The sequence below is a fragment of the Streptomyces rishiriensis genome (genome assembly GCF_003112535.1).
In the GTDB taxonomy this organism is placed as follows: Bacteria; Actinomycetota; Actinomycetes; order Streptomycetales; family Streptomycetaceae; genus Streptomyces; species Streptomyces rishiriensis.
In genome coordinates this window covers 218,489-231,617 of sequence record NZ_BEWA01000019.1, presented here as the reverse complement: position 1 = coordinate 231,617, position 13,129 = coordinate 218,489, and the positions used below count along the sequence as shown (strand labels likewise).

Below are 13,129 nucleotides of genomic sequence, written 5' to 3'. Positions count from 1 at the left end.
GGTCCCGGTTCTGATTCCGGCGCTGGTGCCGATTCCGGTTCCGGTTCCGCTTCTGGTTCCGGTTCGGTGGGAGGCGGCGGTGCGGGGGCGCGTGTCGTCCCGGCCGCCTGGCCCTCGCTTCCGCCCATCCAGCGGACGGCGGCCGCAGCCCCGTCGGGCGTCGCCGACCCCGGGTTCGGCGGCCGGCTGGCCACCTGGCAGAACCCCTCCTTCATGGGCGTCCGCTCCCACGCGGTGCTGGACGCGGGCCCCGGCGGTCTGATGAGCAGCCTGCGGGCGGCTCCCGCACCCGCGGAAGCGGAACCCCGACGGGCGGCGGCCGTGCCGCCCCGGGCGACACCGCTGCAACGCGCACTCCCGTCGCCGCTGACCCCGACGACGGCACCGACGCCGACGCCCGTGCCTTTGCCGGTGTCGGCGCCGGCGCCGGCACCGGCTTCACCCTCGCCTTCGCCCTCGCCCTCGGGACTGCTGCCGGCTGCCGGTCCGAATCCGGCTCCGGCCCGGCCCGGCCCGACCGGTGCGCCGGGTCCGTCCCCGTCGAGCCGGTCCGCACGCCCGTCCGTAGCGACGGCTCCGGTTCCCGCGCACGTCCCGGTGGTCCCCGCCCGCCCGGCGCAGGCCTCCCGTCCCGCTTCCGTCGCCCCGGCGCGGGGCATCCGCGTGTCCCCGACCGCCCCGCCCCCGGCGAGGGGTCCGGCCCCTTTGACGAGGTCGACGTCCGCGCCGGTCCAGCGGCGGACGCTGCCCGCCCGGCCCTCCTCCGCCGCGCCGTCCCCCGTGGCGGGCCCGGCACCGGCCCCGGGACGGGACACGGGCGCCGACGGCGGAGGCTCGAGGACCGCCAAGGAACCGGCTCCGGGCCCGCGAGCGGACACCCCTGCGGGCGCCACAGAGGGCTCCACGGGGGCGCCGACGACGGTCGGCTCCCCGACGACGGCCGTCCAGCGGGCGGCGACGTCCACGCCGGCGTCCGCGCCCACACCCCTGCCCTCGCCCGCACCGCTGCCTTCGCCCGCACCCCTGCCCTCGCCCGCACCCTCGCGTGAGGGCGTCGACCTCACCGTCCCGGTCTCCCGTACGGCAGGCGGTTCCCCGACCGCCCCGCGCCCGGTCGCACTCCAGCGGGCGACGGCGGACCGGCGTGAGGCGGCCGCCCCCGTCAGCACCGGCGCGGGGGACAAGCCCACGGTCGCGCCCACATCCGCGCCCACGCCCTCGCCCACGGGCCGACCGGTCGTCGCGCAACGGGCAGCCGACGACCGGCCCGCAGCCGCACCGACGACGGCACCGGCCCCGTCACGAGCCCCGTCACCGGCCCCGTCAGCGGCAGCGCCCGGCAGCGCCCGTGCCGCTGAAAGGCCTGCGTCCGCCGAAAGGCCCGCGTCGGCCCGCCCGCCGCTGGAGATCCAGCGAGCGGTGAGCCGTCGTGAAGCCGCCGCGCCCCACAACTCCCCTGCGGGACATGGGCCTACGCCCTCTCGCCCCGACCGACACGAAGCGACGGCGTCCGGCCGTAGCCCTGCGGGAGAGGGCCCCGCGTCCGCGCCGACGCCGGTGGCCCTCCAGCGAGCGGTGACGCGGCACGCGACGGCGGAGGCACCCGGCGTGGGCCCCGCTCCGTCGGCGGTGAGCAGTGCCGCGCCCGCCACGGGAAGCGGTTCCGCTCGTCCCTCCCTTCCGGTTCCGACGGCCTCGGACGCCCCACGAGCAACGGCAGTGCCTTCTGCGGCTTCCGGCGGTCCGGGCGCGGCGACGGTTCCGTCCGTCGGCGCTCACGACGTACAGCGTGCGGTCGCGGGACGGGCGGTCTCGTCGCCTCCGAGCGGCGCTCCCGCGTCCCCCCGACCGCGTGACGCGCGCGAGAGTTCGGGAGCGGCGACGGGCCCCGGCCCGTCGCCCGCCCACGCCCACACCCCCTCGCCGTCCTCCGCTCCCCGTCCGGCCACGCACACGCCCACTGCCTCCGCCTCCGCCTCACACTCGGGCGGCAGCGGGCCCGTGGCGCCCCTCGGCGTACAGCGCGCGGCGACGTCGTCCGGTGCGGTCCCCGGGTCGTCGTCGGGCGGTCCCGCCGGACCCGTGCCCCCGGCGGCCGGCAACCCGGCTCCGGCGCCCGCCGGTTCGGCCCTCCCGCCCTCCTCCGCACGCCCCGCCGCCGGCCCACCGCAGCCCTCCGTCGGTTCCGCCCCCACGCCCGCAGCAGCAGCCGTAGCCCCCGCGCCGAGCGTTCAGCGGGCCCCGGCGCCGGGCGCGGCCGGCGCCGCCCCGCCCCGGCGCCGGGTGGGCCTCGGCGCGCCGACGAACGCCCCTGTGCCCCTCCGCCCGACGACGCCCGCCGCCACGAATCCCGCGCCCGCCGCGCTCCCGGTCGCCGGGGCCTCCGCCGCCCCCGCCGCTCCCGCCTCCGCCCCCCGTGCGGGGACGGAGGCCATCCAGCGCTCGTCCACCCCTCTCGGCGCCCCCGTGCAGCGCAGTGCCCCGCGGACGCCCGCCGCGCAGCCCGCCGCGCCCCTGCCGGCCGCGCCCCTGCCGGCCGCCGCTCCCGTGCCGCCCCGCCCTCTCCTGGGCGCGCCGCTTTCCTCCCGCCCCGCCGACGCCCGGCCGCTCGAAACCCCGGCCGGCCCCGCACCCATGCCTCCCCTGCCTTCCGTGCCCCCCGTGCCCCCCGTGCCTCCCGTGCCTCCGGTGTCTCCGGTGTCTCCCGTGGTGCAGCGCGCCACCGCGACGCCCCACGTTCCACAGCCCCCACGGGTCGCGACGCCGTTCCCCGCCGCCCCGGCCCCCCACCACGCTGCTCGCACCAGTGCCCCGAGCATCCCGCGGCCGCACCCCGGCCGACCGCCCTCGGTCGCCGCCTCGCCCCTCACCGCCGATCCCCTCACCGCCGATCCCCTCCCCCTCGCGGTGCGCCCCACGCCGACGGCCGTCCGACCGTCGGCCTCCGCGTCCGCGCCCCCCGTGCAGCGCCGCACGGTCCCTGCCGTGCCGCCGGGCCCCGTCCCGCTGCGCCGCACCGCGCCCGGCGGCCCCTCGGGCCACCCCGTCGCCCGCCCGTATCCCACGCCCACGCCCGTCCCGGCGCCCTCTGCCGCGTTGCCCGCACCCGCGCCCACGGCCCCGGTCGCCCCCGGGCCCTTCGCCGTGCAGCGCCTCGCGTCCCCCGCGTCGGCGGCCCCTCCGGCTCCCGCACCGCTCCCGCCGACGCCGATCCCGACGCCCCCGCCCCTCCCCGCGCCCCTTGCCCTGCCCTTCCCCGCGCCCATGCCCGCGCCGCCGCCCGTCCCGGCGTCCGCCCCCGCCCCCGTCGTCCAGCGCGCCGTCACACCGCCCTCGCGCCTGCCCGTGCCGCCGCGTCCGTCGCCCGGCGTGACCAAGCGCGCCTCGGCGTCCGCGAGGCTGCCGCGGCCGGATGCCGCGCCGCCCTCCGGGACGGAGCGGACGGAGCCGGGGCCCTCGGGTCAGGCGCGGGCGGAAGCGCAGCCGGGGTTCGATCCGCGGGCCCTCACCGACTTCCAGCTGGACGAGCTGACGCACCGCCTGACCGGCCGCATCACCCGTCTGCTGCGCACCGAACTGCGGCTCGACCGCGAACGGATCGGCAGGCTCCGCGACCCCCGCCACTGATCCCGACGCCCAGCGCGCCACCGACCCGCGCCACCGCCCACGACGCCCGTCCGACACCCCCAGCCCCAACCCCCCCACCCCCGCCCCGACGCCGCTTCTCCCGGAAAGGCCAGGCCCCGATGCCCTCCGATCTCGACCCGGGCTCCACCGTCTTCTTCACCCTGACCATCGACGGCGAGAGCCTCGGCTTCTTCAACGGGTGCGAGGGGCTCTCGTCCCAGGTGGAGATCGAGCACCGTCAGGAGGGCGGCAACAACGGGTTCGTCTGGCAGCTGCCCTCGCGGGTGACGTTCTCCACGATCCGGCTGACCCGCCCCCTCACCCCGGACACCACCAAGGTCGCCAAGTGGATCTCCTCGGTCACCACCGGGGTGACCCGCCCGACCGCCCAGATCGCGGCGCTGCGCGCGGACGGTTCGGAGGTCGCCCGGTGGGGCCTGATCGACGTGCTGCCGGTCAGCTGGCAGGGGCCGTCGCTGAACCCGGACAGCCCGGGCGTGGCCACGGAGGTCCTGGAGATCACCCACCACGGCTTCACCGACTAGCAGAACACCCAAGAGGACGAGGACGTCATGGCCAAGGGAAGCAAAGGCGGCGCCGGCAAGAGCCTGGTCCGTGCCACCCTCGCGATCCACGAACCGCCGGTCGGCACCAGCACCACCCCCGGCGGACTGATCAAGTCCTTCGGGTTCGACTTCAACCCGTCGCAACTGCAGCTGGGCCGCCGCGCCCAGTGGAAGGTCACCCCGACCGCGGCGGTCCGCGACGGCTCCGTGCCCGAGTTCATGGGGCCCGAGCCGCGCGAGATGACCGTCGAGATCTTCCTCGACACCTCCGACCAGCCCGGCAGCAACACCGTGCTGAAGAAGGTGGAGTCGCTGCTGGAATGCTGCGAGGTCACGGCCAAGAGCATCGCCGCCAAGCAGCCCTCCCCGCCGTGGGTGGTGTTCCAGTGGGGCTCGTTCTCCACGGCCCGCTTCACCGCCTACGTCAGCAGCATCGACGTCACGTACTCGCTGTTCGGCACGACCGGCGTCCCGATCCGCGCGACCTGCCAGGTGCGCCTGCACGAGATCCCCAGCAAGACGAAGGGCCAGAACCCGACCTCGGGCGCGCTCACCGCGCAGCGTGTGCACCGGGTCGTCGCCGGCGACTCGCTGCAGTCCCTGGCCTGGCGCGAGTACGGCGACGCCTCCGCGTGGCGGTCCATCGCGGAGGCCAACGGCATCGACGACCCGTCCCGGCTGCCGACCGGCGTCGAGCTCGTGCTGCCCGCGGCCGAGGAGGTGCGCCACTAGTGGTCCAGTCCGCGTTCTCCAGCGTCATCCAGGTGACCCTCGGCGGCAGCCCCCTGCCGGTCGACATCGCGCCGCTCCTCGTCGACGGCTGGGTCGACCAGGGCCTCGGCGTGCCGGCGGCGTTCCGGCTGACCTTCCGCGACCCGGGCCGGCAGGTCCTGGGCAAGCTGAAGGCCAAGTTCGGCACACCCGTCGTCCTGACGCCGATCGCCGACGGCAAGGGCGCCTCGGACCCGCTGCTCACCGGCGAGGTCTGCGGCCTGGAGGCCGACTACGACGGCACCGGCACCTTCACCGTCATCCGCGGCTACGACTTCGGGCACCGGCTGATGCGCCAGCGCCGGGTGGCCGCCTACCGCAACCAGAGCGCCTCGGACATCGCCCGGAAGCTGGCCTCCCAGGACGGCGTCCCGGTGGGGAGGATCCAGTCCACCAAGACGGTCTACGAGTTCATCAGCCAGGCCAACGTCACCGACTGGGACTTCCTCGCCCGGCTGGCCGACGAGAACGAGATGGTCATGTCGGTGGACGCCAGGGGCAAGTTCCAGTTCGTCAGGCCCGATCCGGCGTCCGGCGCGCCGCCGACCTCCACCCCGGGTGACAAGAGCCCCTTCGTCCTGGAGGCCGGCACCGACATCCTGCGGCTGCGGGCCGCCGTCACCGCCGCCGAGCAGGTCGGGACCGTCGAGGCGCGCGGCTGGGACGTGACGACGAAGAAGAAGCTCACCGCCACCGCGCCCGCGAAGACCAACCCGGGCATCAGCATCGGCACCACGCCCGGCGAGGCCGCCGCGAAGTTCAGGCCGGCCAAGCTGGTCGACGCGCAGACGCCCTACGACCGGCAGTCGGAGGTGAAGTTCGCCGCCGACGCCCTCGCCGACGACGTCACCGGCTCCTTCGCCGAGCTGGAGGTCGTCGCGCGCGGCACCCCGAAGCTGCGGCCCGGCCTGCCCGTCACCCTCGCCGACGTCGGCGACCCGTTCGAGGGCAAGTACACCGCGACCTCGGTCCGGCACGTCTTCGGCGACGGCAAGCACTACGAGGCCTGGGTCACCGTCAGCGGACGGCAGTGGCGGTCCCTGTACGGGCTCTCCTCCGGCGGCGGGAACGCGCAGAACGGCCTGAACCTGCCCGGCACCGCCAACGCCCTGGTCACCGACGTGGGGGACCCGCTCCGGCAGGGGCGCGTCAAGCTCCAGTTCCCGTGGCTCGACGACGCCTACGTCAGCGACTGGACGCGCGTGGTGCAGTGGGGCGGCCAGCGCGGCGGCTCGATCTTCCCGCTCGACGTCGGCGACGAGGTGCTGGTCGCCTTCGACCGGGGCGCGCTGGACCACCCCTACGTCATCGGCGGCCTCTACAACGGCAGGGACAAGCCCACCCCGGTCAAGGACGTCCCGCTGCACGACGGGGCCCGCCAGCGGGCCTCCCGGCACACCCTGTCCGACCGGGACGGCAACCGGCTGGACCTGCTCAGCCAGCGGACCGGCGGCAAGCAGGGCGTGCGGCTGACCAGCGGTGACGACAAGCTCGTCGTCAACCTGGACCGGGCGCAGACCGAGATCACCGTGGACAGCAAGGGCACGGTCACCATCAGGGGCAGCCGCTCGGTGTCCATCGAGGCGGGCACCGACCTCACGCTCAGCGCGGGCCGCAAGCTCACCCTCAAGAGCGGCGGGCTGCTCGACATCCGCGGCACCGGCATGGTCAACGTCAAGTCGCTGACCAGCGTGGTCTCCGTGGACGCGATGGGCGCGCTCAGTCTGAAGGCGGGCGGCGCCGCGACCGTCAGCGCGGGCGGCACCATCCAGGTCAACGCGACCGCCAACGTGGGCATCCGCGCCGCCACGCTCCTGTTGCAGGGCGTCGTCATGGTCAACAGCAAGCCGTATCCGCTGCCGTGACGGCGGCCGACCGGTACCGGAGAAGGAGAAGGCAGGTGGCCCTCTGATGGCCGAACAGTTCGTCGGGTCCGGCTGGGCGTTCCCCCTGCGCATCGGGCCCACCGGGGGCATCGCCCTGGTCAGCGGGGAGCGCGAGATCGAGGAGGCGATCCGGCTGATCCTCGCCACCGCGCCGGGCGAGCGCCCCATGCGCCCGGAGTACGGCTGCGCCATCCACGACCTGGTCTTCGCCCCGGTCAACGAGGCGACGGCCGGACGCATCCAGCACGAGGTGTACACCAGCCTGGACCGCTGGGAGCCGCGCATCGAGGTCAACGACGTCGAGGTCACCGCCGGCGCCGAACAGGGCGTGCTGTTCATCGACGTCCGCTACTCCATCCGCGGCACCAACAACCCGCGCAGTCTCGTCTTCCCGTTCTACGTCATTCCGTCCCACGACGAGCCGGGCCTTCCCGGCTCCTCCGGTACGGCTTCCGAAAGCGACCGCTGATGGCCCTGCCCTCACCCAACCTGGACGACCGCCGCTTCCAGCAGTTCGTCGACGACGCCAAGCGCTACATCCAGCAGCGCGCGCCGGAGTGGACCGACCACAACGTCTCCGACCCGGGCGTGACGCTCGTCGAGACGGTCGCCCACATGGCCGACCAGATCGTCTACCGCCTCAACCGCGTCCCCGAGAAGAACCACCTCGCCTTCCTCGACCTGGTCGGCATCCGGCTCTTCCCGCCGTCGGCCGCCCGCACTGAGGTGACGTTCTGGCTGTCGGCGCCCCAGGAGGAGCCGGTGCTCCTCCCGGTGGGCACGGAGGTCGCGACGGTCCGCACGGAGAGCGAGGAGGCGGTCGTCTTCGCCACGGAACGCGAACTCGTCGTCGTGCCGTGTCAGTTGAGCCGCCTCGTCGTGCAGCACCAGGGCGAGCCGGTCAGCGACCGGACCGCCGACCTCGCCGAGGGCAAGGACCTGCTGTGCTTCGCCGAGGCGCCGCGCCCCGGCGACTGCATGCTGTTCGGGCTGAGCGCGGCCGTCCCGCACTGCGCGGTGGTCCTGGAACTGGACAGCCGCGTCGACGGCGTCGGCGTCGACCCCCGCCAGCCCCCGCTGCTCTGGGAGGCCTGGACCGAGGACGGCTGGCAGGAGTGCGAGGTGGACCGCGACGGCACCGGCGGCCTCAACCGCCCCGGCGAGGTCGTCCTGCACGTCCCCGGTGGCCATGTGCTGTCCCGCTCGGGCGGCCAGGAGGCCGGCTGGCTGCGCTGCCGTGTCACCGAGCCCCTCGCCGGCCAGCCCTTCTACACGACCTCCCCGACGGTGCGTTCCGCCGAGGTCTTCACGGTCGGCGGCACCGCCCCGGCCGTGCACGCCGAGACCGTCCACGACGAGGCCCTCGGCGAGTCCACCGGGCTGCCCGGCCAGCGCCTCGCCCTGGTCCACGCCCCCGTGGTCGGCGACGACCCGCCCCTGCTGCTGCAGACCGCCGAGCACGAGGGCTGGACGGACTGGCAGGTCGTCCCGCACTTCGCCGCCTCCGGCCCCGACGACCGCCACATCACCCTCGACGCGGCCACCGGCGAGATCGCCTTCGGCCCGTCCGTGCGCGAACCCGACGGCCGCCTGCGCCAGTACGGCGCGGTCGCCCCCAAGGGCTCGGTCATCCGGGCCCGCCGCTACCGCACCGGCGGCGGCCGGGCCGGCAACGTGGCCCGGGGCGCGGTCCAGGTGCTGCGCACGTCCGTCCCGTACGTGTCGGAGGTCGTCAACCGCGAGGCCGCGCGCGGCGGGGTCGACGGCGAGACGGTGGAGGAGGCGAAACTCCGCGCGCCGATCACCCTGCGCGCCCAGGAGCGGGCGGTGACCCTGCGCGACTACGAGGAGCTGGCGCGCCGCGCCGCCCCCGAGACCGCCCGCATCACCTGTCTGGAGGGCGAGCCCGACGAGCACGGCTCGTACGCGGTGCGGGTCCTGGTCGTCCCACAGGCGGTCCCGGACCCCGGCGGCCGGCTGCGCTTCGAGCAACTGGTCCCCGGCGACTCCCTGTTGGACCGCATCACCCGCCACCTCGACGAACGCCGCCTGATCGGCACGCGGCTGGCGGTCGGGCCACCCTTCTACCAGGGCGTCACGGTGGTGGCGACGGTGCACGCCTTCCGGGGCGTCGACACCGACCGCGTCCGCCGGCAGGCCCATGACGCGCTCTACCGCCACCTCGATCCGCTGACCGGCGGAGCGGACGGCAAGGGCTGGCCGTTCGGCCGCCCGGTGCAGTCCGGCGAGGTCTTCGCGGTGCTGCAGCGCGTCCCGGGCGTGGAACTGGTGGACCAGGTCACCCTGCACGCCGCGGACCCCCTGACGGGCAAGCGCGGCGAGGCGACCGACCGCATCGACCTGGCCGCCCCGGCGCTCGTCTTCTCCTACGACCACCGCGTCCGCGTGATCGGGGACGGCGCGTGAGGGGCTCGGTCGACGGACTGCGCTCCTCCACCCCGATCGGCGCGATGCTGCCGGCCGTCTTCGCGGACGACGATCTCGCGCAGCGCTTCGTCGAGGGCCTGGACGAGGTCATGGCCCCCATCCTCAACGCGCTGGACTGTCTCCCCGCCTACTTCGACCCGGCCCTCGCCCCGATCGACTTCACCCGCTGGCTGACCGGCTGGGTCGGCGCGGAGACCGACGGCACGGAGCCGGAGGCCAGGCTGCGGGCCGCGGTCGCGGCGGCGGCGTACCTGCACCGGGTGCGCGGCACGCGCCTCGGCCTGTCGGAGGCCGTCCGCCTGGCGTTCGGCGTGGCGCCGGAGATCGAGGAGAGCGGCGGGTCCGACTGGAGCGCCCGCCCGCTCGGCCCGTTCCCCGGCGAACGGCGGCCCCACCTGCACGTCACGCTCCGTCTGCCCGACCCCGGCCCGGCGGACGAGCACCGTCTGGACGCCCTGGTGGCCGCCGCCCGCCCCGCCCACATGCCGTACTCGGTCAAGGTGACCGCAGCCGAAAGGACCCCGGAGAGATGACCACCCAGAACTGCGCGGAGTGCGGAACGCGGGCCGAGCCCGGCCAGTCGTTCTGCGACGCGTGCGGGGCCGTGCTCGGCTGGACCGAACGGACCCCGGCCCACGCCGGCGCCGGAACCGGCGCGGGGAGCGGCACGGCCCCGGGCGCGGGAGCCGCCGCGAGCACGACGCCCGGCGCCGACCCGGGCACGGCGGCCGGCCCGGCCGGCGGCGCCGGGCGCCGGTCCGGGGAAGCCGCGCACGACCCGTCCCGGGCCACGACGGACGTCCGCGAGAGCCCCGACGGCGGGCAGCAGCCCGACGACCGCCGCACCGGCGACGCCCGCCACGCCACCGACGCTGCCGACGCCACCCATGCTGCCGACGCCTCCGACGCCTCCGACGCCTCCGCCAACGAGGACACCGCGGAGAACCCTCTCCCGCCCGTCCCGCCGGAGGACGCGGCGACGGCCGCGGCGGACGGCGCCCCGGCTCCCGGCCCGGGCCCCGCTGCCACGCCCTCCGCCTCCCCCGCCCCGTCGGCCGTATCCGCCCCCGCGCCCGACGCGACCGCGCCCACCGCGCCCGTCCCGGCGGCGACGCCCACCGGCCCCGCGCAGCCCGATCCCACACCCGCGCCCCCGCCCGCCCTGGGCGACACGATGGCCGCGCGGGCGCGCTCCCTGCTCGTCCCCGTCGCGGACGCGGAACCGCGCCCCGCCGCGCCTCCGTCCGTCGCCCCGGTCCTGCCGGGCCGGCCCGTCGCGGACCGGCCGCAGGTCCGCGCCCCCGGTCCGGTCCAGGGCGAGCAGCACGGCGTCGCCTGCCCGTGGTGCGCCACCCCCAACAACCCCGACCGGCACTTCTGCGTGCGCTGCGCGATGCCGATGACCCTGGAGGACCGCTCCTCCGTCCGCCTCCCCTGGTGGCGCCGCCTGTTCAACCGCAACGGCGAGACCCCCTGGGCCGGCGACCGCCCGCGTCTGCGCCGTACGTTCGACCGCATCGTGACCTGGGTGCTGGCGGCCGTCGTCCTCACCCTGCTGATCGTCGCCGGGGTGAACACGCCCGCCGCGGTCCAGGCCACCCGCGACCACTTCTCCCAGCGCGCCCCGGTGCCTCCGGACTCGGTCGCGGCGTCGCGGTCCTACCCCGGGCACAAGCCGGAGCTGGCCTTCGACAAGATCAACAACACCTGGTGGGGTCCGGGCGTCTCGCAGTCGGGCGAGGGCGAGTGGATCGAGGCGCGTTTCGACGAGCCCACCCGCCTGCTGGACGTGATCATCACCTCGGGCACCTCGACCCGTCCCGACCAGCTCAGCGAATCGGCGCTCCCGCACCGCCTCAAGGCGACGATCACCCTGAAGGACGGCACGACGACGACCCGCGAACTCACCCTCGACCAGAGCGCGGGCGGCCAGCGGCGCGCCTTCCGCGTCGGCGAGGTGACGAAGGTCCGCTTCACGATCGAGTCCTCGTACTCGGTGTCCGGGAGCAAGCAGGTGTCCATAGCCGAGATCGAGTTCTTCGGACGCTCCAGCGCGGGCTCGTCCTGACGCGTGGACGGCGGGAGAGGGCGCACCCTCTCCCGCCGTCCAGAGCCCTGTCCCCGTCCCTGTCCGCTCTCCCGTCCGCTCCGGTGGGCGGACACGACGAAAGAGTCCCACCCCGCGTACGGGATGGGACTCTCTCTTCACTGGAGCGCCGGGCAGGCCTTGCACCTGCATCTCCCCGCAGGAAGCGGGGCGTCTTTCCTTGGACCACCAACGCAGAGGTCGTTCACCGTTTTTCGTTCCGGTGACCGGCTCAAGATCAAGCTTACCCCATCTTCAGGGTCTTGTTGACCGGCAACGACCGTTCGGCGATCAGGCGACGTCCTCGACCTTCAACTCCGGTCCGACGACCAGGGTGACCGCCCCCGCGGCGGCCGAGCTGTCCGTCGTGGCCCGTATGCCGGGCAGCCGGGAGGCGAGAACGGCGGCCTGGCTCTCGAGGCCCGCGGGACAGGTCACCGTCGTCCTGGCGGCCGTGCCGCCGGGCGCGTTGCCGGTGCCGACGACGGTGTAGCCGGCACTCTTCAGCTTCTCGGCGACGGCCGCGGCGCGTCCGGAGACGCCGGTGCCGTTGAGGACGCGGATCTTCACGGACGAGGCGTACACCACGTTCTTCTTCGACGCCTCCAGCTGCGCCTTGGTGATCTCCTTGTCCTTGGCCAGGGCGGTGAACAGGTCGGCGGCCTGCGGGTACTGCCAGACGACGTTGGCCTTGTCGGTGGGCTGGTCGGCCACCCGCCCGTAGTTCGGGACGGTGAGGAAGCCGAGGCGGTCGCTCGGTATCCCCTTGAGTTCGTCGGCGAGCCCGTACAGCGGCTGGAGTCCCGCCATGTCGGGGTCGGCCGTCAGGGAGTTGGTGATCGACTTCAGGAACGCGTACATCGCGTCCGGACTGCCGAGCTTGGACTTGGCCTTCTTGGCCAGGGCGTCCATGAACTCCTGCTGGCGGCCGATGCGGCCGAGGTCGGAGCCGTCGCCCACGCTGTAGCGGGTGCGGACGTATCCGAGCGCCTTCTCCCCCTTGACGGTCTGACAGCCCGCCTCCAGGTCCAGGTGGGCCTTCTTGTCGTGGATGGCCTCCTTCGGGCAGACCTCTATGCCCTCCAGCGCGTCGACCATGCCCTTGAACCCGGAGAAGTCGACCGTGATGAAGTGGTCGATGCGCAGACCGGTGTTGGACTCGAGGGTCTTGATGGTGCAGGCGGCGGCCTCGGCGACCTTGCCGTTGCTGCCGCCGATCGCGAACGCCTCGTTGATCTTGAAGTGGTGCGGCGAGGACGAACTGCCGTCGCCCTTCTCGCAGCCGGGTATCTCCACCCAGGAGTCCCGCGGGAACGACACCACCGAGGCCCACTTACGGTCGGCCGGTATGTGCAGCACCATCAGCGTGTCCGACTGCATGGTGGTCAGGTCCTTGCCGTACTTGGCGTTCGCGCCCGCGCGGGTGTCGGAACCGACGATCATGATGTTCTTCGAGCCGGGACTGAGGTTCACCGGCCGGTCGGCGCCCAGCTTGTCGTCCACATCGGCGGACTTGATGTTGTTGTTGAGGTCGTAGTAGATCCACGCGCCCGCCCCGCCGGCCCCGACCAGGACGAGGCACGTCACGCCCGCGCCCCACGCGACGATCCTTCCGCGCCGGGTGAGCCGCGCCCCGCCGGGCCCGGAGCCGCCCGCCCTGCCGCCGCTTCCCCGCCCGCCGGCAGCCTCCGCCGGAGTATGCCCACGCCTTCTCGATCCGCCCACCGGCGCTCGCCCCCTCCGCT

Annotated in this window: 9 protein-coding genes; 8 read left to right on the top strand and 1 reads right to left on the bottom strand. The window is 75.0% G+C overall.

Translation table 11 applies throughout. The annotated features are described in order from the left end of the window. Positions 1–2,985: 2,985 nt before the first annotated feature. From Sri02f_RS41420 to Sri02f_RS31215, 8 genes are all read left to right on the top strand, one after another. Complete coding sequence (locus tag Sri02f_RS41420) at positions 2,986–3,627, top strand: extensin (RefSeq protein ID WP_159106804.1); 642 nt, start codon at positions 2,986–2,988, stop codon at positions 3,625–3,627. A 119-nt stretch (positions 3,628–3,746) separates the two neighbouring features. Beyond that, on the top strand, positions 3,747–4,172 hold the full coding sequence (locus Sri02f_RS31245; RefSeq protein ID WP_069774064.1) for a phage tail protein: 426 nt from the start codon (positions 3,747–3,749) through the stop codon (positions 4,170–4,172). A 27-nt stretch (positions 4,173–4,199) separates the two neighbouring features. After that, a complete protein-coding gene (locus tag Sri02f_RS31240) occupies positions 4,200–4,925 on the top strand; it encodes a CIS tube protein (protein WP_109004674.1) in 726 nt (241 codons plus the stop codon). Beyond that, the gene (locus tag Sri02f_RS31235) at positions 4,925–6,829 is read left to right on the top strand and encodes a VgrG-related protein (protein WP_109004673.1); all 1,905 of its coding nucleotides are present in this window, start codon (positions 4,925–4,927) and stop codon (positions 6,827–6,829) included. The genes Sri02f_RS31240 and Sri02f_RS31235 overlap by 1 nt, the downstream gene beginning before the upstream one ends. 46 nt (positions 6,830–6,875) lie before the next feature. After that, a complete protein-coding gene (locus tag Sri02f_RS31230; RefSeq protein WP_109004672.1) occupies positions 6,876–7,319 on the top strand; it encodes a GPW/gp25 family protein in 444 nt (147 codons plus the stop codon). Then, positions 7,319–9,277, top strand: a complete 1,959-nt coding sequence (locus Sri02f_RS31225) for a putative baseplate assembly protein (protein WP_109004671.1) — start codon at positions 7,319–7,321, stop codon at positions 9,275–9,277. Before Sri02f_RS31230 ends, Sri02f_RS31225 begins: the two co-directional genes overlap by 1 nt. Beyond that, complete coding sequence (locus Sri02f_RS31220) at positions 9,274–9,831, top strand: phage tail protein (RefSeq protein ID WP_109004670.1); 558 nt, start codon at positions 9,274–9,276, stop codon at positions 9,829–9,831. The genes Sri02f_RS31225 and Sri02f_RS31220 overlap by 4 nt, the downstream gene beginning before the upstream one ends. Next, positions 9,828–11,366 (top strand): NADase-type glycan-binding domain-containing protein, encoded by a 1,539-nt coding sequence (locus Sri02f_RS31215; protein ID WP_109004669.1) that lies wholly within the window; start codon positions 9,828–9,830, stop codon positions 11,364–11,366. The genes Sri02f_RS31220 and Sri02f_RS31215 overlap by 4 nt, the downstream gene beginning before the upstream one ends. Positions 11,367–11,675: 309 nt before the next feature. Here Sri02f_RS31215 and Sri02f_RS31205 read toward each other — a convergent pair whose 3' ends face one another. Continuing rightward, positions 11,676–12,971, bottom strand: coding sequence for an LCP family protein (locus tag Sri02f_RS31205; protein ID WP_245970888.1), 1,296 nt, complete (start codon positions 12,969–12,971; stop codon positions 11,676–11,678). Positions 12,972–13,129: the final 158 nt, after the last annotated feature.

Coding starts and splice junctions, on each gene's coding strand:
- Sri02f_RS31215 (WP_109004669.1), top strand. CDS start 9,828: ATGACCACCCAGAACTGCGCGGAGTGCGGAACGCGGGCCGAGCCCGGC.
- Sri02f_RS31245 (WP_069774064.1), top strand. CDS start 3,747: ATGCCCTCCGATCTCGACCCGGGCTCCACCGTCTTCTTCACCCTGACC.
- Sri02f_RS31225 (WP_109004671.1), top strand. CDS start 7,319: ATGGCCCTGCCCTCACCCAACCTGGACGACCGCCGCTTCCAGCAGTTC.
- Sri02f_RS31230 (WP_109004672.1), top strand. CDS start 6,876: ATGGCCGAACAGTTCGTCGGGTCCGGCTGGGCGTTCCCCCTGCGCATC.
- Sri02f_RS31240 (WP_109004674.1), top strand. CDS start 4,200: ATGGCCAAGGGAAGCAAAGGCGGCGCCGGCAAGAGCCTGGTCCGTGCC.